General features: G+C 71.5%; 23 protein-coding genes. 15 read left to right on the top strand and 8 right to left on the bottom strand.

Annotated features, from left to right (window positions below):
* From BMW88_RS16870 to BMW88_RS16845, 6 genes are all read left to right on the top strand, one after another.
* On the top strand, positions 1–679 hold a 679-nt coding region (locus tag BMW88_RS16870), incomplete at its 5' end, for an endo-1,4-beta-xylanase (protein ID WP_177221141.1).
* A gap of 94 nt (positions 680–773) precedes the next feature.
* A complete protein-coding gene (locus BMW88_RS16865; protein ID WP_089951703.1) occupies positions 774–2,141 on the top strand; it encodes a glycoside hydrolase family 43 protein in 1,368 nt (455 codons plus the stop codon).
* A 70-nt stretch (positions 2,142–2,211) separates the two neighbouring features.
* Positions 2,212–3,519, top strand: a complete 1,308-nt coding sequence (locus BMW88_RS16860) for a CE1 family esterase (protein ID WP_089951641.1) — start codon at positions 2,212–2,214, stop codon at positions 3,517–3,519.
* Positions 3,520–3,548: 29 nt separating this feature from the next.
* Positions 3,549–4,844, top strand: a complete 1,296-nt coding sequence (locus BMW88_RS16855; protein WP_089951640.1) for a ricin-type beta-trefoil lectin domain protein — start codon at positions 3,549–3,551, stop codon at positions 4,842–4,844.
* 150 nt (positions 4,845–4,994) lie between these two features.
* Positions 4,995–8,744 (top strand): beta-galactosidase, LacZ type, encoded by a 3,750-nt coding sequence (gene lacZ, locus BMW88_RS16850; protein ID WP_089951639.1) that lies wholly within the window; start codon positions 4,995–4,997, stop codon positions 8,742–8,744.
* A 34-nt stretch (positions 8,745–8,778) separates the two neighbouring features.
* Complete coding sequence (locus BMW88_RS16845; protein WP_245777843.1) at positions 8,779–9,336, top strand: CGNR zinc finger domain-containing protein; 558 nt, start codon at positions 8,779–8,781, stop codon at positions 9,334–9,336.
* Positions 9,337–9,347: 11 nt separating this feature from the next.
* Here BMW88_RS16845 and BMW88_RS16840 read toward each other — a convergent pair whose 3' ends face one another.
* On the bottom strand, positions 9,348–10,055 hold the full coding sequence (locus BMW88_RS16840) for an SDR family NAD(P)-dependent oxidoreductase (protein WP_089951638.1): 708 nt from the start codon (positions 10,053–10,055) through the stop codon (positions 9,348–9,350).
* Positions 10,056–10,212: 157 nt separating this feature from the next.
* Between BMW88_RS16840 and BMW88_RS16835 the strand changes: the two genes are divergently transcribed.
* From BMW88_RS16835 to BMW88_RS16815, 6 genes are all read left to right on the top strand, one after another.
* Entirely contained in the window at positions 10,213–10,776 is a 564-nt protein-coding gene (locus BMW88_RS16835; protein WP_089951637.1) for a TetR/AcrR family transcriptional regulator, read from the top strand.
* Between the two features lie 160 nt (positions 10,777–10,936).
* A complete protein-coding gene (locus BMW88_RS16830) occupies positions 10,937–12,442 on the top strand; it encodes an aldehyde dehydrogenase family protein (protein WP_089951636.1) in 1,506 nt (501 codons plus the stop codon).
* Positions 12,439–12,909, top strand: coding sequence for a mycothiol transferase (locus BMW88_RS16825; RefSeq protein ID WP_245777842.1), 471 nt, complete (start codon positions 12,439–12,441; stop codon positions 12,907–12,909). Before BMW88_RS16830 ends, BMW88_RS16825 begins: the two co-directional genes overlap by 4 nt.
* A gap of 7 nt (positions 12,910–12,916) precedes the next feature.
* The gene (locus BMW88_RS40970) at positions 12,917–13,177 is read left to right on the top strand and encodes a hypothetical protein (protein WP_143116106.1); all 261 of its coding nucleotides are present in this window, start codon (positions 12,917–12,919) and stop codon (positions 13,175–13,177) included.
* A gap of 216 nt (positions 13,178–13,393) precedes the next feature.
* Positions 13,394–13,858, top strand: a complete 465-nt coding sequence (locus tag BMW88_RS16820; protein WP_089951635.1) for an SRPBCC family protein — start codon at positions 13,394–13,396, stop codon at positions 13,856–13,858.
* Positions 13,859–14,101: 243 nt separating this feature from the next.
* Positions 14,102–14,833, top strand: coding sequence for a ZIP family metal transporter (locus BMW88_RS16815; RefSeq protein WP_089951699.1), 732 nt, complete (start codon positions 14,102–14,104; stop codon positions 14,831–14,833).
* Positions 14,834–14,867: 34 nt separating this feature from the next.
* On the opposite strand, the gene BMW88_RS16810 is transcribed toward BMW88_RS16815, so the two are convergent.
* On the bottom strand, positions 14,868–15,185 hold the full coding sequence (locus BMW88_RS16810; RefSeq protein ID WP_177221139.1) for an ATP-binding cassette domain-containing protein: 318 nt from the start codon (positions 15,183–15,185) through the stop codon (positions 14,868–14,870).
* A gap of 150 nt (positions 15,186–15,335) precedes the next feature.
* Here BMW88_RS16810 and BMW88_RS16805 point away from each other — a divergent pair, with 150 nt between their 5' ends.
* Positions 15,336–15,605 (top strand): hypothetical protein, encoded by a 270-nt coding sequence (locus BMW88_RS16805; RefSeq protein WP_089951634.1) that lies wholly within the window; start codon positions 15,336–15,338, stop codon positions 15,603–15,605.
* A gap of 136 nt (positions 15,606–15,741) precedes the next feature.
* Positions 15,742–16,482 (top strand): D-Ala-D-Ala carboxypeptidase family metallohydrolase, encoded by a 741-nt coding sequence (locus BMW88_RS16800; protein WP_089951633.1) that lies wholly within the window; start codon positions 15,742–15,744, stop codon positions 16,480–16,482.
* Positions 16,483–16,560: 78 nt separating this feature from the next.
* On the opposite strand, the gene BMW88_RS16795 is transcribed toward BMW88_RS16800, so the two are convergent.
* Positions 16,561–16,959, bottom strand: coding sequence for a PGPGW domain-containing protein (locus BMW88_RS16795; protein ID WP_245777841.1), 399 nt, complete (start codon positions 16,957–16,959; stop codon positions 16,561–16,563).
* A gap of 166 nt (positions 16,960–17,125) precedes the next feature.
* On the opposite strand from BMW88_RS16795, the gene BMW88_RS16790 reads away from it, so the two are divergent.
* The gene (locus BMW88_RS16790) at positions 17,126–18,622 is read left to right on the top strand and encodes a glycoside hydrolase family 43 protein (RefSeq protein WP_245777840.1); all 1,497 of its coding nucleotides are present in this window, start codon (positions 17,126–17,128) and stop codon (positions 18,620–18,622) included.
* 72 nt (positions 18,623–18,694) lie between these two features.
* On the opposite strand, the gene BMW88_RS16785 is transcribed toward BMW88_RS16790, so the two are convergent.
* From BMW88_RS16785 to BMW88_RS16765, 5 genes are all read right to left on the bottom strand, one after another.
* Positions 18,695–19,216: a M15 family metallopeptidase gene (locus BMW88_RS16785; protein ID WP_245777839.1), complete on the bottom strand. Its 522-nt coding sequence runs from the start codon at positions 19,214–19,216 to the stop codon at positions 18,695–18,697.
* 178 nt (positions 19,217–19,394) lie between these two features.
* Positions 19,395–20,822 carry a cellulose binding domain-containing protein gene (locus BMW88_RS16780; protein WP_218148089.1) on the bottom strand — a complete coding sequence of 476 codons (1,428 nt, stop codon included), beginning with the start codon at positions 20,820–20,822 and terminating at the stop codon, positions 19,395–19,397.
* 355 nt (positions 20,823–21,177) lie between these two features.
* Entirely contained in the window at positions 21,178–22,311 is a 1,134-nt protein-coding gene (locus tag BMW88_RS16775) for a S1 family peptidase (protein ID WP_089951694.1), read from the bottom strand.
* A 445-nt stretch (positions 22,312–22,756) separates the two neighbouring features.
* On the bottom strand, positions 22,757–23,365 hold the full coding sequence (locus BMW88_RS16770; protein WP_089951630.1) for a hypothetical protein: 609 nt from the start codon (positions 23,363–23,365) through the stop codon (positions 22,757–22,759).
* Positions 23,362–23,958 carry a hypothetical protein gene (locus BMW88_RS16765; RefSeq protein ID WP_089951629.1) on the bottom strand — a complete coding sequence of 199 codons (597 nt, stop codon included), beginning with the start codon at positions 23,956–23,958 and terminating at the stop codon, positions 23,362–23,364. Before BMW88_RS16765 ends, BMW88_RS16770 begins: the two co-directional genes overlap by 4 nt.
* Positions 23,959–24,156: the final 198 nt, after the last annotated feature.

Below are 24,156 nucleotides of genomic sequence, written 5' to 3'. Positions count from 1 at the left end.
GGCCCGTGGTGTGCCGATCGACTGCGTGGGGTTGCAGGCGCATCTGACCAACACCGCGCCGTCGGACATGCAGGCCAACATCCAGCGGTTCGCGGATCTGGGTGTGGATGTGCAGATCACCGAGCTCGACATCGCCGGTGCGAACCAGGCCAACGCCTACGGCGCGGTGACCAGGGCGTGTCTTGCGGTGGCCCGGTGCACCGGTATCACGGTGTGGGGCATCCGCGACAGCGACTCCTGGCGCACGGGTGAGAACCCGTTGCTGTTCACCAGCTCCGGCGCCAAGAAGCCCGCCTACACCGCCGTGCTGGACGCCCTCAACGCAGGCGGCCCCGGCCCCACCACGACCACAACCACCACCACCACCACCACGAGCAACGGTCCCGGACCCGGCGGCTGCACCGCGACGGTGTCGCTGAACCAGTGGAACGGAGGCTTCGTCGCCACGGTCAAGGTCACGGCCGGCTCCAGCGCCCTGCGCGGCTGGCAGGTCACCACGACGCTGTCCGGTGGCTCGGTGACCGGCTCGTGGAGCGCCAACGGCAGCGGCACCAGCGGCAGCATCACCTGGTCCAACGTGGACTACAACGGCTCCGTGCCCGCCGGCGGGTCCACCGAGTTCGGCTTCCAGGGCACCGGAAGCGGCTCCGGCCTGAACCCGGCCTGCACCGCGAGCTGACGTTTCCGCACACCACACACCGGAGGGGACGGTCTCCGCGGACCGGGCGAGACGCCGGGTCCGCGAGCCTCCCCCCGCTCTCGGGGAGACGATGATGGCCACGACACGAAAGTTCTGGACGCGCATCGCCGTGGTGGCGGGCCTGCTCCTGGCGGCGGCCGCACCGGCGAGTGCGGACAACCCGATCGTGCAACACATCTACACCGCCGACCCCGCGCCGCTGGTCCACAACGGACGGGTCTACCTCTACACCGGGCACGACGAGGACGGCTCGACCTGGTTCACCATGAAGGAGTGGCGGGTCTGGTCCTCGGCCGACATGGTGAACTGGACCGACCACGGCTCCCCCATGAACCTCGGCACCTTCAGCTGGGCGAGCAAGGACGCGTGGGCAGGGCAAGCCGTGGAGCGCAACGGCAAGTTCTACTGGTACGTCCCGGTCGTCAACCGCGCCACCGGCCGCATGGCCATCGGCGTCGGCGTCGCCGACAACCCGACCGGCCCGTTCCGCGACGCACTCGGCCGCCCCCTGGTGGAGAACGGCGAGATCGACCCGTCGGTGATGATCGACGACACCGGCCAGGCCTACCTCTACTGGGGCAACCCGAACCTCTGGTACGTCCGCCTCAACGCCGACATGATCTCGTTCTCCGGTGGTGTCAACCAGATCCCGCTCACCACGGCCGGGTTCGGCACCCGCACCGGCGACCCGAACCGGCCCACCCTCTACGAGGAGGGCCCCTGGGTCTACAAGCGCAACGGCCTGTACTACAACGTCTTCGCCGCCAAGTGCTGCTCGGAGTTCATCGGCTACTCCACCGCGCCCACGCCCACCGGGCCCTGGACCTACCGCGGCACCGTGATGGCGACGCAGGGCAGCAGTTTCACCAACCACCCCGGCATCATCGACTTCAAGGGCAACTCGTACTTCTTCTACCACAACGGCGCCTTGCCCGGCGGCGGTGGCTTCACCCGCTCCGTCGCCGTCGAGAGGTTCAGCTACAACGCCGACGGCACCATCCCGTCCCTCACCATGACCACGGCGGGCCCGCCGGCCGTGGACACCCTCAACCCGTACGTCCGCCAGGAAGCCGAGACGATCGCCTGGGGCAGCGGCATCGAGACCGAGGTCTCGAGCGAGGGCGGCATGAACGTCAGCCACGTCAACAACGGCGACCACATCAAGGTCAAGAACGTCGCGTTCGGCAACGGCGCCACCACCTTCACCGCCCGCGTCTCCTCCACCGTCGCCGGAAGCTCCGTCGAGGTCCGCTCCGGCGGCCCGACCGGCGCTCTCGCCGGTCGCTGCACCGTGCCCAACACGGGCGGCTGGCAGACCTGGACCACCGTCTCCTGCCCGGTGAGCGGGCTGACCGGCACGCGCGACCTCTACCTCAGGTTCAGCGGCGGCACCGGCTACCTGCTCAACGTGAACTGGTGGCAGTTCGGCACCGGCGCGTGACCCGGCGCTTCCCCATCAACAGGTACGACAACCGAAGGGACAACGATGTTCCAGCACGAACGGCAGTGCCATGTCCCGGCGTAGGTCCGTGATCGCGGCGGCGGCAGCCAGCGCCGTGGTCTTCCTGGGCGCGGCGGGCATCGCCCTCGGCGGCCAGGAGTCCGGCGGGGCCGGCGCCGCGGCCGCGACGGCGGGGTGCGGCAAGCCGCCTGCGCTGAGCAGCGGCCAGCACACGATCAGCAGCGGCGGCCAGAACCGCACGTTCATCCTGCGGCTGCCCGCCAACTACGACAGCAACCGCCAGTACCGGCTCTTCGTCGGCTTCCACTGGCGCGGCGGTACCGCGAACGACGTCGACTCCGGTGGCGGCGACGGTTACAACTGGTCCTACTACGGGCTGCGCCGCCTGTCCGACACGGCGGACAACGGCACGATCTTCGTCGCGCCCCAGGGCAACGGCAACGGCTGGGCGAACCCCGGCGGCCAGGACCTCCGGTTCGTCGACGACCTGCTCGCCCGGCTCGACTCGTCGCTGTGCCTGGACACCACCCGGCGCTTCGCCGGTGGCTTCAGCTACGGCGGTGGCATGTCCTACGCGGTCGCCTGCGCCCGCGCGAACGTCTTCCGCGCCGTGGTGGTCTACGCCGGCGCCCAGCTCAGCGGCTGCGACGGCGGTACGCAGCCCATCGCCTACCTCGGCATCCACGGCATCAGCGACAACGTCCTGGGCATCGGCCTGGGCCGCGGGCTGCGCGACACGTTCGTGCGCAACAACGGCTGCACACCCCAGAACCCGCGGGAACCCAGCGCCGGCAGCCGCACCCACATCGTCACCGCCTACAGCGGATGCCGGGCCGGCTACCCCGTGGTCTGGGCGGCCTTCGACGGCGGGCACACCCCCGGCCCGATCGACGGGGGCGGCGAAGGCTGGCGCACCTGGACGTCCGGTGAGGCGTGGAGGTTCATCAGCCAGTTCGGGGGCGGCGGCGGCCCCACGAGCACCACCACCACGACCACGACCACCACGACCACCACGACCACCACGACGCCGCCCGGTGACACGGCCTGCCGTATCAGCACCACTACCAACGCGTGGAACAACGGCCTGACGGCGAACGTCACCATCACCAACACCGCCACCACGCCGGTCAACGGGTGGTCGCTCGCCTTCACCCTGCCCGGCGGCCAGACGATCACCTCCGGCTGGAACGCCACCTACTCCCCCACCTCGGGTCAGGTGACGGCGAGGAACCTCGCCTACAACGCCGACATCGCGCCGAACGCGTCGATCACCGTCGGCTACCAGGCGACCCACACCGGCGACCCCGCGGCACCGGCCTCGTTCAGCCTCAACGGCAGCACCTGCGTGACCGGCTGATCACCACGACAGGGAGTGCGAACAAACCCATGCGAACCAAGCACAGGCTCCGCCGGGTGTGGTGGCTGCTCGTGGCCGCCGCGGTGGTGTTCTCGGGCGGCGGCATCGCCGCCGCCGACGCGCAGGCGTCCCCCGAGCCCGCCCCCGCCACGGCGACCCCCGGCTGCGGCAAGGCTCCCGCGCTGCGCAACGGCAACCAGACGATCCAGAGCGGCGGCAAGAACCGCTCGTTCATCCTGAGCATCCCCGACAACTACGACAACACCCGCCAGTACCGGCTGGTCTTCGGCTTCCACTGGTGGGGCGGCACCGCGGACCAGGTGGCGGGCGGCGGCAGCGACGGCGACGTCTACGCCTACTACGGCCTGCGGCGGCTGGCGAACAACTCGACGATCTTCGTCGCGCCGCAGGGGCTCGGCAACGGCTGGGCGAACTCCGGCGGTGAGGACGTCCGGTTCGTCGACGACATGATCAGCCGGATCGAGAACGACCTCTGCGTCGACACCGCGCAGCGCTTCTCGCTCGGCTTCAGCTACGGCGGCGCGATGAGCATCTCGCTCGCGTGCTCCCGCCCGACGGTGTTCCGCGCCATCGCGGCCATCGCGAGCCCCGGTGAGATCAGCGGGTGCGCCGGCGGCACCGCGCCCGTCGCCTACATGGGCATCCACGGCATCGGCGACAACATCGGCTCGGGACGCGGCCAGCGCGACCGGTGGGTGCGGAACAACGGCTGCACCCCGCAGAACGCACCCGAGCCCGCGGCCGGCAGCCGCACGCACATCACCACCCACTACGCGAACTGCCGGACCGGCTACCCGGTGGTCTGGGCTCCCTTCGACGGCGGCCACCAACAGGGACCGGTGGACGGGTGCGCCGGCTGCGAGAGCGGCGCCCGCAGCTGGGTCAAGAACGAGGTGTGGAAGTTCTTCACCGGCGACACGCCGCCCGCACCGGTCACGTTCCGGCTGCGCGCCGAGGCCGCCGGCCGCTGCCTGGACGTCAACGGCGCCGGCACGGCCAACGGCACCCAGATGGTCACCTGGGACTGCCACCCCAACGCCAACCAGCAGTTCGCCCAGACCGGGCAGGCGCTGCAGGTGACGGGCAAGTGCCTGGACGCCCCGGTCAACGCCGCGTCCGGTGCCAGGGTCCAGATCTGGGACTGCCACGGTGGTGCCAACCAGGCGTGGGACATCGGCACCGGCGGCACGGTCACGAGCGTCCAAACAGGACTGTGCCTGACCTCCGGCGGCACCGCCAACGGCGCGGCCGTGACGGTGGCGACCTGCCGGGGCGGCGCCGACCAGCGCTGGGCCAAGGCCTAGCGGCGCGAGGGCGGAGGGGCTCGCCCGACCGGCGGCCCCTCCCCTGCGCGCACTGATGCCGCGGCAACAGCCGTGGCGCGCCCAGGCGGCTGGACCCGCTCACCCCCGAACCGACCCACCACGCTGATCGGCGACTGCTAGGAGACGACGTTGTCCCACGAACCAGACGAGCGTCCGGCGATCCGCAGGCGCACCATCCTCGGCGGCGGGCTCGCGGCGCTGGCCGTCCACGGACTGCCCGGGCCGGCCGCGGCCGCGACGTCCGGGACGGCGGCGGCCGGTGCCGCACCGGCGGACGGTGAGTTCGCGGCAGCGGCGTGGCCCGACCCGCCCAACGGTTTCCCGGAGTGGAACAACAACATCGGGATCTTCGCGGTCAACGCCCAGCCCGCCCACGCCACGTTCATGCCGTACGCCGATCTCCAGCAGGCGCTGACCGGGGACCGCACGAACTCGCCGTTCCGGCTCGACCTGACCGGCACCTGGCGGTTCCGGCACGTCAACCGGCCGGCCGACCGCGACCAGAACTTCTGGCGCACCGACTACGACGACAGCGGCTGGGCCGCTCTGCCGGTGCCGTCCAACTGGCAGCTCCACGGCTACGACTTCCCGATCTACCTCAACTTCACGTACCCGTGGTGGGGCAACAACGGCCAGAACGAGAACACCCAGCCGCCGTTCGCGCCGTCGCGGGTCAACCCCGTCGGCCAGTACCGCCGGACGTTCGCGCTGCCGCCCGCGTGGCAGGGGCGGCGGGTCCACCTCCACTTCGAGGGCGTCAAGTCCGCGTTCTACCTGTGGGTCAACGGCACGAAGGTGGGCTACCGGGAGGGGTCGTACACGCCGTCGGAGTTCGACGTCACCGACCACGTCCGCGCGGGCTCGAACCTGGTTGCGGTCGAGGTCTTCAAGTACCCGGACGGCGAGTGGCTCGAGGACCAGGACATGATCCGGCTGTCCGGGATCTTCCGGCCGGTCTTCCTCTACTCGCTGCCACCCGCGCACCTGCGCGACTTCACGATCACCACGCCCTTGCGGGACGACTACACCAACGCCGATCTCGCGGTCGCCGTCGCCGTCCGCAACAACGGCGGCCAGCAGGCGGGCACGTTCACCGTGGAAACCCAGCTCTACGACCACAACCGGCAACCCGTGTGGCCGGAACCGCTGCGGATTCCGGTGGGCTCCCCCGCACCGGGCCAGGAGGCGACCGCGCGTGGGGCGAAGGCGGTGCGGGGACCGCGGCTCTGGTCGGCCGAGCACCCCGAGCTCTACACGGCCGTGCTCACGCTGCGCGACCCGTCCGGCGCGGTGACCCAGACGGTGTCGGCGCGGGTCGGCTTCCGCGAGTTCGCGCTCAGGAACGGCCTCATGCGGATCAACGGGCAGCCGGTGTCGTTGCGCGGCACCAACCGGCACGAGCTGCACCCGGACCGCGGAACCGCCCTGACCCGCGAGGACATGGTCCGCGACATCACGGTGATGAAGCAGCTCAACATCAACTCGGTCCGCACGTCGCACTACCCGAACAACACGCTCTGGTACGAGCTCGCCGACGAGTACGGCCTCTACGTCGTCGACGAGGCCAACCTGGAGACGCACGGCATCCGGGACAACTACCCCGCGTCGAAGCCGGACTGGACCGCGGCCGTCCTCGACCGCGCCGCCCAGATGGTGCACCGCGACAAGAACCACCCCTCGGTGATCATGTGGTCGCTCGGCAACGAGGCCGGTGGCGGCAGCAACTTCGTGGCGATGCGCGACTGGATCCGGGCGGCCGATCCCACGCGCGTCATCCAGTACGAGGGCGACAACCGCCCGCAGGTCAGCGACATCCGCTCCGCCATGTACGAAAGCCCCGCCGCCGTGCAGAACAGGGCGCGGAACACCTCCGACACCCGGCCGTACGTGATGATCGAGTACACCCACAGCATGGGCAACTCCACCGGCAACCTCAAGGAGTACTGGGACGTCATCCGGGCCCACCCGGTCCTGCAGGGCGGCTGGATCTGGGACTTCGCCGACCAGGGCCTGACCTGGAAGACCTCGTCCGGCACCACGTACCTGGCCTACGGCGGCGACTGGGGCGACAACCCGAACGACGGCGCCTTCTGCGCCGACGGCATCGTGACCGCCGACCGCCGGATCAGCGGCAAGGCCGTCGAGGTCAAACAGGTCTACCAGGCCGTCAACGTCGCCGCCGCCGGCACCGCGGGGACCGTCCGGATCACCAACGAGCACCTGTTCACCAACGTCGGCGAGTTCGCCGGTAGCTGGGCCCTGCTCGCCGACGGCGCCGTCGTGCAGCGGGGCGAGCTGACCCCGGCGCAGCTCGACATCCCGCCGCTGTCGGCCAAGACGGTGCAGGTACCGGTCCAGCGCCCGGCCGCCCCGGTCCCCGGCGAGGAGCACTTCCTGCAGTTGTCGTTCCGGCTGCGGACGGCGACGCCGTGGGCCCCCGCCGGTTTCGAGGTCGCGAAGCAGCAGCTCCCGATCGACTTCAGCAGCCCGCCGGTCGTGCCCGTGCCGGTCACGTCGGTGCCGGTGGTCACCGCGACCGAGACCGCCGACCGGATCACCGTCACCGGCCAGGACTTCAGCGTGGTCGTCGCGAAGGCGTCCGGCCTGATCACCTCGTTCGACGCGATGGGCATGCGGCTGCTCAACTCCGGCCCCGTGCCGAACTTCTGGCGCGCACCGACCGACAACGACATCGGCAACGGTCACCCGAGCCGCAACGGCACGTGGCGCCACGCCGGCGCGAACCGGACGGTGAGCCGGGTGGCGCTCGACCGGCCGTCCGACCGCTCGGCGCGGATCACCGTCAGCGGCACCCTGCCGACCAGCACCCCGTCGACGTTCACGACGACGTACACGATCTTCGGCAACGGTGAGGTGAAGGTCGACAACTTCCTGCACCCCGGCTCGTCGAGCCTGCCGTACATCCCCGAGGTGGGCACGATCCTGTTCGTGCCGGGCGAGCTGTCCCGGCTGCGCTACTACGGCAGGGGCCCGCACGAGAACCAGTGGGACCGCAAGACCGGCTCCGACGTCGGTGTGCACACCTCGACCGTCGCCGAGCAGTGGACGGGCTACATCCGGCCGCAGGAGAACGGCAACAAGACCGACGTGCGGTGGGTCGCCCTCACCGACGGCAGCGGCCGCGGCCTGCTCGCGTACGCCGAACCGCTGCTGGAGGTGAACGCGTCCCACTTCACCCCGGAGGACCTCTCGAAGGGCGTCCGGCACGACTACCAGCTCACCCGGCGCCAGGACGTGGTGCTGCGCCTCAACCTGCGGCAGACGGGCGTCGGCGGCAACGACAGCTGGGGCGCCCACCCGCTCGACACCTACAAGCTCTTCCCCAACCGGGACTACGCCTACACCTACCGGTTGCGGCCGCTGCCCGACCTGGCCAGGGCGCAGGCGCTGTCGCGGGCACCGGTAGGCAGCGCGGGTGGCGGCACCGGCCCGGTGCAACCGGGCGTGGACTACCGCCTCGTCGCCCAGCACAGCTCCAAGCTGGTCGACATCGACGCCGGTTCCACCGCGGTCGGCGCCACCGCGATCCAGTGGGCCGCCACGGGCGGGTTGAACCAGGTGTTCGACTTCCTCGACTCCGGCGGCGGCCACTACCGGGTCCGCGCCCGGCACAGCGGTCTGGTGCTCCAGGTGGCCGGTTCGAGCAGCGGCGCCGACATCACGCAGCAGAGCGACACCGGCGCGCCCAGCCAGCAGTGGCGGGTGGTCGACCACGGCCTCGGCGTGGTCAGCCTCGTCAACCGGCAGAGCGGTCTCGCCATGGACGTGTGGGAGCAGTCGACCGCCGACGGTGCCCGCATCTCGCAGTGGACCGCCGGGGACGGGCTGAACCAGCGGTTCGGGTTGCAGCGGCTGTAGCGCCTCGGGACGCCCTCAGACGAGGGACAGCGCGGTGCGCACGCCGGCGGCGTACCGCTCCGGGCGCTCCCAGGCCGCGAAGTGCCCGCCGCTGGTCTCCTCCACCCACGACCGGACGTCGAAGAAGCGCGCCGCGAACTCCCGCGGGCTGACCTCTCCCCGGGCGTTGGCGGGCTGGCTGGCGGACCGCGGTCTCGCGCCGGGCGGCACCGCGGTGCGCGGCGCGGACCGGGAGGCCGCCATCGCGCTGCGCACCGCACTGCGGCAGGCACTCGCCGCCGACGCCGGGACCGCCCCGGCGCTGCGGGACCACCCGCTGCACCTCGTGCCGGACACCTCCGGCGGGCTGCGCATCGCCGCCGCGTCCGGCAGGCCGTGGCTGGACGCCGTCCTGGAGGCGGTGGCCACCAGCGTGGCCAGGGGCGACTGGCGGCGGGCCAAGCTCTGCGCCGCGCCGGACTGCCGCTGGGCGTTCCACGACGTCTCGCGCAACGGCCGCGGCCGCTGGTGCGCGATGGAGATCTGCGGCAACCGCCAGAAGACCCGCGCCTACCGCGAGCGCCGTCACCACGACCACCCGGCCGGAGGCTGACGAGGCTCGTCTCACCAGGGAAGGGCGCCCGCGGCGTCGAAGTAGCCTCCCGTGGGGCCGTCGGGACCGATCCGCGCCATGCGGACGATGATCTCGGCACCTTCCTCGACGGTCTGCGTGCCCGTGTTCCCGTTGAGGTCCGTTTTGGTGAAACCGGGTTCCACCGCGTTGATCCGGATGCCCGCGAAGGCCTTCGCGTACTGCACCGTGATCATGTTGACCGCGGCCTTCGACGCCGGGTAGGCGAGTCCGGGATAGGCGTGGGCTGGCGTGCCCGGTGTGGAGACCCGGCTGATCGAGGCCAGGCCGCTGCTGACGTTCACGACCACCGGTGCCGCGGAGCGCTGGAGCAGCGGCAGGAACGCGCGGGTGACGCGCACCAGGCCGAAGACGTTGGTGTCGAAGAGGGTCTGCATCAGACCGGCGGTCGTGTCCGCCGCGCCGAGCACCTCGCCGGCGTCCGTCCGCCCCTCGACGCCGGCGTTGTTCACCAGCACGTCCAGGCCACCGTCGGCGGCGACGGCCGCCGCCGCGGCCTCGACGGAGGCGTCGTCGGTGACGTCGAGGAGGACCAGCCGCGCCCCCAGCCGCTCGGCGGCCCGGTGGCCGCGCTCCCCGTCCCTGCTCCCGAGGTAGACGGTGTGGCCCGCGGCGATGAGCCGGCGGGCGGTCTCGAAGCCGAGTCCCTTGTTCGCCCCGGTGATCAATGTCGTCGTCATGTCCCCAGGTTCGGCTCGGGCGAGGCGGTCAACCAGTCGTCCGCCCTTCCTGGGACCGCCGGTACCAGGACACCGGCCGCTCGCTCCGCAACGAAACGAACACCCTGTCCACTAAGCTGGGAGGATCGCACCGAAGCCGACCCGAAGAGGTGTGCGCATGACCGAGGAGCTCGCGACCGGCAAGCGGGCCGACGCCAGGCGGAACCGCGTGAAGATCGTCGAGGCGGCGCGCCAGGCACTCGCCGAGACCGGCGACCTCCCCTCGCTCGCGGAGATCTCCCGGCGCGCCGGGGTCGGCATGGCCACCCTGTACCGCAACTTCCCCGGCAGGCCGGAGCTGGTCGAAGAGCTGTACCGCTCCCAGGTCGACGACATCTGCTCCGCCGCCGCAACCGCGGAGGGGAGCACCCCGGGCGAGGCGCTGTTCGCCTGGCTCACGCGCTTCCACGCCGCCGGAGCGCGCAAGGGGCCGCTCGCCATGCTGCTGCTGGAGGACTCCGGCGGCGACAGCCCCGTGCTCCGCGAGAGCCGGTCCCGCGTGATCGCCGCGGCCCAGCCGCTCTTCACCGCGGCGGCGGACAGCGGCGAGGTGCGCGACGACGTCTCGCTCGGACAGGTCCTCGACGCCGTGGTCGCCCTGGAACGAGTCCGGGACGACCCGGCCTCCGGCACGTCGATGATCGACGTCCTGTTCGACGGTCTCCGCAGGCAGAACGCCTGACGACTCTTCCCCGCAGGGCGCGCCGTTGTAAACGGACAGCCTCTCCACTACCTTGTGGAGAGGCTGTCCGTTTACTTCCTCGGACGGCGACCGCCTGAGAACCCGGAGAGATGACATGAGCGTTCAGCCGATGACCCCAGCCCCGATGACCCCAGCCCCTATGACGCCGGCTTCCACGACCCCGCCGCTCGCGCACGAAGCCCGTCGCACCGTCCCCGAGTTCGTGCTCTCCGGCGACCGGCGGATGTGGATCGGCGGGAGCTGGGTCACCGCGAGGTCCGGGCAGACCCTGCCCAACACCGACCCGACCACCGAGCAGCCGCTCGCGACCGTTCCGCGTGGTGGCACCGCCGACGTGGACGCCGCCGTCCAGGCCGCGCGGAAGGCGTTCACCGCCCCGTCCTGGGCGGAGATGACGCCTGATCGCCGCGGCCGCGTCCTCCTCCAGATCGCCGACGTCATCGAGCGGCACGCCGAGGAGCTCGCGACCATCGACTCGGTGAACATGGGCGCGCCGCGCACGATCACCACCAGGATGCTGGCCGAGGCGAGCGAGACCTTCCGCTACTACGCGGGCTGGCCCACGAAGCTGTTCGGCACGAGCGTTCCCACCCCCGGCAACCGCCTGGCGTACACGCGCAAGGAGCCGTTGGGCGTGGTCGGCGTCATCTGGGGCTGGAACGGTCCGATGGGCCAGCTGCCCGGCAAGCTCGCCCCGGCACTGGCCGCGGGCAACGCGGTGGTCCTCAAGCCGGCCGAGACGGCCTCGCTGAGCACGCTGCGCCTGGCCGAGCTGCTCGCCGGGACCGACCTGCCGCCCGGCGTGGTCAACGTGGTCACCGGACGGGGCGACGAGGCGGGCGAGGCGCTGGTCACGCACCCGGACGTCGACAAGATCGCCTTCACCGGCTCCACCGCCACCGGCAAGCACGTGCAGCGGGCCGCGACCGAGTCGCTCAAGCGGGTCACGCTCGAGCTCGGCGGCAAGTCGCCCGCGGTGGTCTTCGCCGACGCCGACCTCCCGCTGGCCGCCCGTGGCGTGGCGGCCGGATTCCTGGGCAACGCGGGCCAGGCGTGCGTCTCGACCACGCGCATCTTCGTCCATGAGACCATCCGCGAGGAGTTCACCGGCCTGCTCGAGCAGGCGATGACCACGGTGTTCACGCCGGCGGACGCGTTGTCGGCCGGCACCGTCGTGGGTCCGCTGTCCACGGCGGCCCAGTTCGACAGGGTCCGCTCGTACCTCGACCTCGCCGTGCGGGAGGGCGCGAACGTCGTCACCGGCGGTACCCGCTACGGCGACCACGGCTACTTCATCGCGCCCACGCTGCTCGACGGTGTGGACCCGGCCATGCGCGTGGTGCGGGAGGAGATCTTCGGGCCGGTCGGCGCCTTGATGACGTTCACCGACGTCGCCGACGCCATCGCCAAGGCCAACGACACCGAGTACGGCCTGGCCGCGTCGATCTGGACGACGAACCTCACCACCGCGCACCGGATGGCCGCCGGGGTCCAGGCCGGCACGGTCTGGGTGAACACGTGGGGCGAGATGAGCACCGGCAACCTGCCCTTCGGCGGCTACAAGCAGTCCGGCGTCGGCCGGGAGGGCGGCCTGGAGGTCCTCGACGCCTACACCCAGTCCAAGGCCGTCGTCGTCGCCCTGTGACGACCTCGGCCGGGTTCGGGTGCTCGGCGGCGTGGCGGTGGACCCGGGTGATGCCCGGTGGCGCGTGCTCGTCACCGGGGTCCGGTGGCGCGTTCTCCTTGCCGGAGCGGCGAGTTCCCGTGCGGGCCGGATCGGCGCCCGCCATCGGCGGCAGCGAAGCCGCGGCCGCCGTGCCGTCCGGCACCGCCCCGCTCGGCCTCGTCAAGCACCTCACCTCCGTCGAACGAGCGACGTTCCTCGGCGAGGAGGTCAGCGCCGCCGGCGTCGTGGACGCCTACCGGGAAGCGGTGAGGCGCGCCAACGGGGTCCTCGACGAGCACACCGATCCGGCGGCGCCCGTGCCGCGGCCGGGCAGGCCCGCACCCAGCCTCCGCTGGGCGCTGGCCCACATGTTGGAGGAAAACGGCCGCCACACGGGGCACGCCGACATCCTCCGCGAGTTCCTCGACGGCCGGACCGGCCGCTGAGCACCCCGTGCTCCACACCGATCGGGCGATCCGCGCACCGCTGAAGGTGCGGGCGCAGGCGGCCAGAGCCGGGCTGCGACCCGGCAGCGCCTCCCTGATCCGGCGCAGGACCGCGGTGCTCATCTCGTCGAGCAGCTCCGGCGCGGCGGCCACGAACTTCTCCCGCGTCAGGGAAGACCCGGCCGCACAGCCTGCGACCGCCTTCGACCGGGTGACGCCCTCCTGCGCACAACTCCGCCATCCAGCGGAAAGTCACCATCCGTGGTGACATCACCACAGGATGACGGTCGAATTGGATCGTTTCTGAGTCGATTCGACGGGGTACCGCTAAGCCAGAGCGTGCCGGGAGGAGGAACGTGGTCAGGTCGGTGGGCGAGGTGCCAGGGGGAAGGCACCGCGAGCGGCGGTCGCCCCGCGGGCACGGCGCCGTCATCCGGGCACGTCTGTCACAGCATTCCATCTCAACTGCAAGGGACTGAGAGTCATGAGCACGATCACCAAGTCCGTCGACGTCGACGCCGACGTGACCAGCGTCTACAACCAGTGGACCCAGTTCGCCGAGTTCCCCCGCTTCATGGAGGGCGTCGACAGGATCGAGCAGCTCGACGACACCCACACCCGCTGGACCGTCAGCATCGCCGGGGTGACGCGCGAGTTCGACGCCACGATCACCGAGCAACATCCCGACGAGCGAGTCGCCTGGCGCTCCGACTCCGGCCCGAACCACGCCGGGGTGGTCACCGTGCACCGCCTGGACGCCGCCCACACCCGCGTCACGGTGCAGATGGACATCGACCCGGACGGGTTCGTCGAGAACGTCGCCGACAAGCTCGGCATCCTCGACCGCCGCGTCCAGGGCGACCTCGACCGGTTCAAGACCTTCATCGAGAACCGCAACGGCGCCGAGACCGGCGGGTGGCGTGGCGACGTCGACCACCCCCGCCCCTGATCTTCGCCGGTCCTGACCTGTGTTCGCACCGGTCTGCGCCGGGCGGCTGAGCCCGCCGCGGTGTTCGCACCCGACCCCAGGTGGGGCCTGACAGTCGGCGTGGGACACCGCGGCGCCCTGCCTGGCCGCCGAGCGCCCTGAGCGCTCGGCGGCCAGGCACCCCGGCGAGGCCGGTTCGCGCCCGCCGGGATCGATCCCCCCGCCGGGTGGTGGAGCGGGCCGGGCGGCCGCACAATGAAGGTCATGCTGACCGCCCTGTGGTTCGGCCTGGCAGCCTCCAGCGCCCTGGTGATCGGCGCGATCGCCGGTTCGCTGTGGAACCCGCCGCGCTGGGTCACCGGCGTCCTGCTCGCCTTCGCCAGCGGAGCACTGATCTCCGCCCTCGCCTTCGAGCTGTTCGAGGAGGCGTTCCACCTCGGCGGCGCGCTGCGCTCCGGGCTCGGCCTGCTGGCGGGCGCGGCCGCTTTCGTGCTCGCGGACTCCGCCCTCGACCGCTACGTGACCGGTGATCCCGGAGCCGAGCAGCGCGAGGTGGCCGGGGCCGGCTCGCGGGGTGGCGTCGGCTTCGCCCTGCTCGCCGCGGTCACTCTGGACGGCGTGCCGGAGAACCTCGCGCTCGGGGTGTCGCTGGTCGGCGGGGTGTCGTTGACACTGCTCGTGGCGATCTTCTTCTCCAACCTCCCGGAGTCGCTCGTCGGCGCGGTCGCCATGCGCGAGTCGGGACGGAGCAAGGGGACCGTGATCGCGACGTGGGCGGTGTGCGCGGTCCTGCTGACCGCCGCGGTGGTGCTCGGCAGGTTCGTCGCGGGCGGGCTGAGCGACGCCGTGCTGGCCGTGGCGCTGTCCTTCGCCGGCGGGGCGGTGCTCGCGTCCCTGGCCGACACCCTCATGCCGGAGGCGTTCGAGCACGGCAGGCCGCTCAACGCCTTCGCCACCGCGGGAGGGTTCTTCCTGTCCTTCGTCCTCGCCGCCTGACCGGGGCCGCCATCCCGGTCGGTGCCCGGACGCGTCACGGCAGCGCGGTCCCGGGAACGGGTCCTCCCGTCGTGCTCCTCGGCCTGAAGCCGAACCTGGGCACCCCGGCGACGGTGTCCACAGTGCACTCGACCTCGAACACCGCGCTCACGAGCTCACCGGTGAGCACCTCCCGCGGAGGCCCCGCTGCGGCGATCCTGCCCGCGTCGAGCACCACGACCGTGTCGGCGTACGCGGCGGCCAGGTCGAGGCTGTGCAGGGCGGCGATCACCGTGATCCCGAGGTCGCGGACGAGCTCCAGCAGGTCGAGCTGGTGGCGGATGTCGAGGTGGTTCGTGGGTTCGTCGAGCACCAGCAGGCGCGGGCGCTGCGGCAGAAGCTCGGCCCGGCGTTCGACCAGTCCGGGCTGGAGGTGTGATGGAGCACGAGGACACCCTGCGGGCGACCTTTTCCGCGCTGCGCGGGGAAGTGGCACCGCCGAACGCCAAACTCCGCCGCTCGCGTGATCACGCGCGGCCGGGCCGTGCGGTCCCGGCGGCGCGACGCCGTGGTGGGCAGCGCCGTGGCCACGGCCGCGGTCGCGGCACTGGCGCTGGTGTTCCTGCCCGGCACCTCGGGCACGCCGGTACAGCCGGGCCCCTCGCTGCTGCCCCCTGCCACGACGACCACCGCCGTGGGCACCACTCCGCGCGGAGTGCCCGGTTCGCACGAGGACAACCCGGTCACGACCACGACGGGGCAGCCCATCACGACGACGAACACGACCCGGTGAGCGGCGAGATCGACACCTCTCGTGAGCTATCCGGGTGGTTCTCCCCGTCACACTAGGAGTTCATTTGGTTGCTCATTGACAAAGCCGGCCGGATGTCGACAGGCTGCACCTCCCTGTGATCGAAAGGTGCGCTGTCGTGAAACTCCGCTTCCTCTTACCGGTCCTCGCCCTGCTCGCCGGCGTCGGTGCCGGTGTCACCCCTGCCGCGGCAGAGGCGGAACCCATGATCGCCGACGCCTGCTACACCTGGGGACGCACGCTGTCCGAAGGAGCGTCGGGCGACGACGTGCGCCAGTTGCAGATCCGGGTGGCCGGTTATCCCGGCTACGGCGGCGTGCTCGGCCTCGACGGGCAGTTCGGGCCCGCCACGAAGGCGGCCGTGACCCGGTTCCAGCAGGCCTACGGCCTCGGCGCCGACGGCATCGCCGGGTCCGCGACGTTCGCGAAGATCTACGAGCTGCAGGACAACGACTGCACGCCGGTGAACTTCACCTACGACGAGCTGAACAACTGCAACTCCGACTGGTCGGGCGGCAACGTCTCCGCGGCGACCGCGCGCGCCAACGCCCTGGTGTCCATGTGGAAGCTGCAGGCCATGCGGCACGCCATGGGCGACAGGCCGATCGACGTCAACGGCGGCTTCCGCAGCGTCTCCTGCAACAACGCCGTCGGCGGCGCGGCCGGCAGCCGTCACCTGTACGGCGACGCCGTGGACCTCGGCGCCGGCGCCCAGGGCTTCTGCGCGCTGGCCCGGCAGGCGCGCAACCACGGCTTCAGCGAGATCCTCGGCCCGGGCTACACCGGTCACAACGACCACGTCCACGTCGCCCACCGCTCCAGCCGCTTCTGGTCCGCCCCGAACTGCGGCGTGTCCTAGACCCGAAGCGCCAACGGTTTGGAGCACCGCGGTTTCACGGCGATCAGCGTGCCGCGCTGGTCGCCGTGATCCACCGCACTAGCCGTGTCCGGGCGCACCGGACCGCGCGCGCACGTTGCGGTAGCTCCAGGCCAGCAACCCCAGCAGGACCAGACCGGACAGGATCAGGCTCGTGCCGGTGCTCCACCCGGCCAGCGGCAGCCAGCGGAGCACACCCCACGCCACGCCCGCCGCGATCAACGCCAGACCCGCCGCCACGGACATCGCGATGCGCAGCGGCGAGGCGACGCTGTCCTCCGCCGCCTTCATGGCGCGGGCGCGCACCGGGTCGACGTAGCGCTTCAGGTCCGGAAACTCCGAGGTGAGGGTGACCAGGCCGGCGAGCACCAGCAGCAGGCCCGGCCCCGGCAGCACCAGCAGGGCGACCCCGACGAGGAGCAGCACCGCTCCGAGCACGATCACGCCCACCCGTTTCACGGTGACCTCCTCCGTCACCACGAGTGTGCGCGCTCCGGCTCGTCCCCACACTTCGAGCCTGCCGGTGACCATTGCCGACGATCAGGAGATGGACAGCGCCGCCCCGCGGGTGTTGGATCGATGCACGCAGTCTTTACAACGTTGTAACCAGTCCGACCCCTGCAGATTGGACAAGACGTTGACGAAGAAGATCGTCACTGCCGCTCTGGCCGCGCTGTTGCTCGGCAGCGTGCCCGCCGTGGCCTCGTCCGCGGCCGCCGTGCCCGACTTCTCCACGGCGGAGGCCGGCAACCCCTTCGTGGACGGCTGGTACGCCGACCCCGATGTCGCGGTCTACGACAACAAGTACTGGGTGTTCCCCACCTCGTCGCGGGTGTACGACGAGCAGACGTACCTCGACGCCTTCTCCTCCACCGATCTGGTCAACTGGACCAAGCACCCCAACGTGCTCACCACCGCAACGGTGTCGTGGGCACGCCGGGCGGTCTGGGCGCCCGCGCCCGTGCAGCGCAACGGCAAGTACTACCTGTACTTCGGCGCGAACGACATCCAGAGCAACTCCGAGCTCGGCGGCATCGGCGTCGCGGTCGCCGACCGGCCGGAGGGTCCTTACCGGGACGCGATCGGCAAACCGTTGATCAGCCAGTTCGTCAACGGCGCGCAGCCCATCGACCAGGACGTGTTCATCGACACCGACGGTCAGGCCTACATGTACTACGGCGGCTGGGGCCATGCCAACGTTGTCAAGCTCAACGAGGACATGACCAGCCTCGGCCAGTTCGCCGACGGCAGCACGTACAAGGAGATCACGCCGGCGAACTTCACCGAGGGTTCGCAGATGTTCAAGCGCAACGGCAAGTACTACTTCATGTGGTCGGAAGACGGCTGGACCGGCCCCAACTACGCGGTGTCGTACGCGATCTCCGACTCCCCCACCGGGCCGTTCACCAAGATCAGCCGGGTGCTGAGCCAGGACGCCGCCGTGGCACGGGGTTCCGGCCACAACTCCGTGCTCAACGTGCCGGGCACGGACATCTGGTACATCGTCTACCACCGCCGCCCGCTGAGCCGCACCGGCGCGAACGACCGGCAGATCGCCTACGACCGCATGACGTTCAACGCCGACGGCACCATCCAGCCGGTCACCATGCGGGTGAAGGACAACTTCGACGACAACAACGCCGTGGGATGGACCACGCACGGCGGCACCTGGTCTGCGCGCCGCGGCCGGTACGAGACCGGTGCGTCCTTCGGCGGGAAGTCGTTGCTGGACACGAACTTCACGAACTTCGTGCAGGACGTCGACGTGATCCCGAGGTCCGCCACCGGTGACAGCGGCGTCGTGTTCCGCGTGACGCAGGCGAGCACCGGCACGGACGGCTACCGGGGCTACTACGCCGGGATCAGCGGAGCCGGCCAGGTCGTGCTGGGCAAGGCCGACAACAACTGGACGCCGCTCGCGTCCGCACCGGTGACCGTCCGGCCGAACGCCCGGCACCACCTGCGGGTGGAGGCGATCGGCTCGTCGATCAAGGTGTACGTCGGCGACATGAGCACGCCGAAGATCTCCGTGACGGACACCAGCCATCCCAGCGGGGCCAACGGTGTGCGCGTCTTCAACACCGCCGCGGGCTTCGACAACTTCGCCGTCGCCCACCGATGAGGTTCCGGTGTGAGCCGGCCCCGGCCGGGGCCGGCTCACACCGGAATGGCCGCTCAGCTCCCGCGCGGAGCCTCAGCCGCTCGCGTCGCTGAGCGGCTGAGGACACCGGCCGCCAGGAGTCGTCAGCAGCTCGAAGTGCCACATCTCGTTGGCGTACGCCTGGCACAGCCCGTAGTCCGCGCCGTGCTGGACGAGCCAGTCGGCGGCCGCGGTCGGCCCGATGTCGATCGCCTGGCCCGTCACGTGCTTCGACTTCTCCGGCGGGTGCACGAGCTTGCGCGCTTCCTCCTCACTGCGGTACAGCGCGATGGCCTCGTCCAGCAGGCGCTGCTGGTACTCCGCGCTGCGCCAGCCCGAGGTCACCTTCAGCTCCACCCCGCGCGTCCTGGCGTCCGCCGCGGCCGCGCGCACCGCGGCCAGCAGGGCAGGGTCGAGGTTGGCGATGGCGGCGTGCGCGCTGTCGTCCACGGAAATGCTCTCGTTCTCGGGGATGCTCCCGTTCTCCGCCGCGCGGGACGGGGCGGCAGGGGGTGGACCCGCTCCGGGCGCGGGTTCCCGCTCCGGCGCGCAGGCCGTCAGCACGACGACGAGCACGGCGATGAGAGCGGTTCCCCGCCTCCCGCCACATGAGTTCCCGCGGATCGCCGTCACAACCTGATCTCCTCGCGATCGGTGCCGAGTTCAACGCTCCCGACACTGCACGAGTGATGTCATCGGCCCGCGCACGGACCATGCGCGTTGTGCAACGACCCGTCGACAACCCGGACTTCCGTCACCAGGCGAGCGGCAACGCCGAGAGGTAGTCGCCGAGCTTCGCCGCGATCAGGCGGTGGTCGCGCGCGGAGAAGTGCCAGTCGCAGCCGAGCCGGTCCAGCGCCGGGTCGCCGTAGTTCCAGTGGTGGACCCGGCCGTCGCCCTGGTTGTTGCGCTCCTGCACGACCTGGCGGGCCGCGTCGGCGAACGCGCCGGACGCCTCGGGCACGCTCACGACGATCGATGCGGTGGCGCCGTGGCGGCTCCGCAGCCTGTCGAGGAACCCGTGGTAGGCGGACCTGTAGGCGGCGACCAGGCTTTCGTGGCTGGGCCACTGCTCACCGGGGTTGAGCGCGGTGGAGAAGTCGTTGGTGCCCAAGCCGACGACGACGACCCGCGGGCGCCAGCTCCCGGGGTTCTGCCACACGTCGCCGTCGACGTTCAGCAGTGCGCGGTCGTAGTAGGTGCGGTAGCTGGTGCCCGCGGAATGGCCGTTGTAGTTGCGCACCATGCCGAGCCCGGAGAACGCGTTCACCTGGTAGTCGGCGTTCAGCGCGCGGGCGGTGAGCGCGGCGAAGCTCACGTCGGTGTTGGTGTTGCGGGTGACGCCGCCGTTCGCGGAGCAGTCGCGGGTGGTGGACAGGTTGCCGTAGCCGGCGGTCAGCGAGTCGCCGATGAACTCGATCTGCCGCGTGCGCGCCGCGGGCTTGGCGAGAACCGCACCGCCGGCCGCGGCGACGAACCCGCCGAACTCCCCTGCCGCGTGAGGGCTTTCCGTCCGCTTCACCAGCCGCACGTGGTGCTCGGCGTCGGTCAGGCCGTTCACCCAGTGCGTCGTCCTGCCGGGGGTCACCAGCGTCGCGACCGTCGCGCCGTCGACCTGCACGTCGTAGTCGTTCGCCGAGTCGTCGAGCACGATCCCGACCCCGGTGCCGCGGAACCGGCCCTCGAAGTACACGCCGGGCCAGCTGTACCGGCCGGACGCCGTGACCCGTCCCGCGGTGTGCGCCCCGGCCAGCGGCCCCGGCGCGGGCACCGAACCCGTGCACGCCGTGCCGTTGAGGGTGAAGCCGGTGGGCACCGGGTTCGCCGAACCGCTCGTCCTGGCGACGAACCCGATCCCGGTGCTCGCGCCCGTGCCGAGCGAGCCGTTGTGACCGGCGCTGTCGACGACAACCTGCGCACCGGACTGGCGCGCCGACCCGTTCCAGAGCTGGGTGATCGTCTGACCCGCGCCGAAGGACCACTCCAGCCGCCAGCGGCCGACCGCGTCACCGAGGTTCGTCACGTCCACGGAGGCGCTGAACCCGCCCGGCCACTCGTGGGTCACCTGGTAGGCGATCCGGCATCCCGCGGCCGTCGTCGGCGCCGCGCTACCGCTCGTCGTGAGCACCGCTGTCAGCGCGGCCGTGAGGACGGCCGCCACGGCCGATTTCAAGCGGTGCACTCGCGTTCCTCCGTCGGCCGGCTGCGGGCTGTGCGTGTTGGGGGGAACGTCCCCGGCCCGACCGTAGCTTCGAACGGGGTCGAACACGAGACCGTTCGGTGTTCGACGACCACGGCGGTCGAACCCCGTCGAAGCCGTTCCTGCGTTCCGGCCCGCGCTGCCCGGCGATGACGTACCGGGACTGGCCGATGACGACGTCCGGGGGGCAGCGCCGGGGAGCTGCCCCGCCGAACAGGGCTTGCGGCAGCACGATCGGATCCGTCGGCGCGCTTCGGTCAGGCACCGTCCCGACCGCCGAGCGACCGAAGCCGGCCGCACGTGCCCCGGCCGGCTTCGGTCCCGCTGGTGGTCCCGCCTACGCGGTGTGCAGGCTCAGCCCGTAGACGCCGAGGATCTCGTTGATCGGCTGGAACCACGTGCGGCCACCGCTGGAGCAGTTGCCGTAGCCGCCGGAGGTGACACCCTGGGCCTGGTCACCGGTGATGAACGAGCCGCCGGAGTCGCCGCCCTCGGCGCAGACGCTCGTGCCCGCCATCTGGTGCACGTCGCCCTGCGCGTAGCGGATGGTCTCGTTGCGGCTCTGGATCACACCGCAGTGCCACCTGGTCGTCGAGCCGGAGCGGCAGACGGAGGTGCCGATCGGGGCTTCCCACGAGCCGCGCACGAGCACGTCGCTCACGGTGCCCCAGCCGAGCACGACGGGCACGGTCCACCAGCCGCCGCCGACGCGCACCCACGCGTAGTCGTTGCCGGGGAACGAGGAGCCGGCGAAGTTGCCCTGGAAGGAGCGGTCCCAGCCGTACACCGCCTGTCCGTTGCCGCCGCAGTGGCCCGCCGTGACGTAGCCGCCGTGGACGGAGAAGCCGATGGAGCACCGGACGTTGCCGGTGTAGTAGGGGTCGCCGCCGACCGTGCCCGCCGCGAACGGCTCGGGCTGCTGGACACCCGCCGTGTTGACGGTGATGGCGCCGAACTGGCGCGCCTTGTCCAGGAACGCCGCGACCTCGCCGGTCTGCTTGCCCGGCTCGACGTTCACGACGACGGTGCCGGACCGCGGGTCCGGGTGCCAGCTCGCCACGGCGGACGGCACCGCGCCGGCGGCGGACAGCGCGTCGAGGCGGTTCTTGTGCGCGGCCATCGATCCCGCCGAGCGGCCGACGACCTTCGAGACCGCGCCGGTGGCCTCGACGCGGCGCGCGGCCGCCTGGTCGGTCACGGCGACGACCAGCCGGTTCTGCGCCTGGTCGAACCAGCTCCCCGCGTACGCGGTGCCGGCCTCCGCCTCCGCCCGCGGCGCGATCACCGACGCGCGCTGCTCCTTCTCCAGGCGCAGTCTCGCCTGCTGCTCGGTCAGCCCGAACGCCGAGCTCATCGCCGGAAGCAGCCCGGGAGACATCTCCTTCGCCGACGCCGGCAACGGCGTGACGAGGGTGGTTCCGACCAGCGCGAGCGCCAGCGCCGGCACGATTCTGGGCAGGGTCAACCGCATGCTCTTCTCCTTGTCCGTGCAGGGATCGCCACCGGCCCCGTTGCCGGAGGCGACGAACATGAGAGCGCTCTCAAGGTGCAACAAACAGGCCGGAGCGGTCAACCCATGACACAACACCTGTCCGTTCGTGAACAGCGTCGTCCCGGTGCGCACCTGACAGGTGTGAGGCCTTCGTGTGAGGTGGACGGCGCTCGGCTCGTGCGGCGACGATCTCGTTCAGGATCAGCATTCTCGTTGTCCTGCAACAGGATCCGGGAGGGTGGTGTGGGATCAGGTGGTGTGGAACCGGCGCACCGGTGAAGCCGTGGCGCTCGGCGCCGTGGTTCGGGCGGCGGCTCCGCGTGGCCCGGTCCTCGGCAGCACTCGAGCCGAGGTGACCGTGCGGCGCGACCACATGGCGGCCAGCGCGCCGTACGGGTCACGAGCGCCTGGCCGCCACCGCGGGTCAGAGGTCTCCGCCCGGCCGGCGCCCGGCGGAGAGGGCCTCGACCTGCTCGGCGGTGAACGGCGGGCCGAGCAGGTCCTCGCGCAGGGCGTGGCAGCGGAACATGTCCGCGATGTAGTGCATCCGGTCGGGCAGGTCGGCCCAGTCCCGCGCGGCCGTGCCGGCCGGGCTGTCCGGGGTCGGGTCGACGGTCGCCAGCAGCGCCAGCAGCTCCGGGTCGGACAGCTCCGCGAGCAGCGGCGGGAACGTCGCCGGCAGGTCGTCGCTCAGGTCGAGCAGCTCACCGCCCGGCAGCGCGAGGGTCATCAGGTGCCGGGTCACCGCCCGGCGGACCACCGCGCGCGCCTGCTCGGCGAGCTGCTCCACGGCGAGGCGCACGGCGGTGCGCCTGCCGAGCACCGTCAGCAGCGCCAGGCGCAGCCACCTGACCACCCGGTTGCCCGGCAGGAGCAGCTCGAACAGGCGGCGTTCGAGCTCGCGGGGGTCGACCACCGGCGCCTGCATGGCCGCGGCGATCTCCGGCTGCAACCGCGTCTGCTCGTGCAGCCCCACCTCGACGTTGGCCAGCAACAACAACTCGGCGCGCTGCTTCTCCTCGCCGGTGGTCATCGCCCGGTGGTAGCGGGTGAAGGCCTGCCGGAGGTAGCGCTGCCCCTCCGGCGGCTCACCGGGGCGCAGAACTCCCGGATCCGCCGCTCGTCCGCACCGGACGCCGCACCGCCGGGGAACTCGGCCAGGAAGCGGGCGAACTCGCGCGCGACCTCCTCGAAGACCTTGAGGTTCCCCCGTGCCGCCGCGGCACTGACGTCGTCGAGCCGCGCGGTCGCCACCACCGCCTCGCGCACCACGCCGTGGGCGCGGTCCAGCACCTCCCGCGGAACACCCCGCCGCAGACCGCGCACCAGCAGGCCGATGCCCGCGGTCACCTCCGGCGAGGACTTCAGCAGGCGGGTCACCGTGCGCGCCAGGTCCTCCCGCCGGATCGTCTGCCCCACCTGCTTGGACGCCCACACCGCGAAGGTGCACCAGTTCGCCGCCCCGCCGGTGCGCGCCGCCAGCGCCTGTGACAGCAGGTGGTAGCAGTGGGTGATCCGGAGGTTGCGGACGACGGGATCGGTGTGCGCCGCGATCCGCTCGACCTCGCCGATCACCGGCGGGGTGCCCTCGCCGAGCTCGTGCACGTCCGCACCGGTCCGAGTCATGGAAACGACCTTCCTCTCCGTGGCCACACCCCGTAGGTCGTCCGCTGAGCGGCGAACGTGACGCCGGAACCGGCCACGACTTCTCACCGGTGCCCGGCGGAACCGCTGACACGGCCGGGTTTCATCGCGTCGAGCACACCCGGCGGGTGGACGGACGAGGTCCCGTTCGGCATGCCGGCCGCGGGCCTCGCGACCCGG

The sequence above is a fragment of the Lentzea xinjiangensis genome, assembly GCF_900110955.1.
Classification (GTDB): Bacteria; Actinomycetota; Actinomycetes; order Mycobacteriales; family Pseudonocardiaceae; genus Lentzea; species Lentzea xinjiangensis.
The sequence above is the reverse complement of the archived record's forward strand: the minus strand, read 5'-3'. Positions and strand labels throughout refer to the sequence as shown.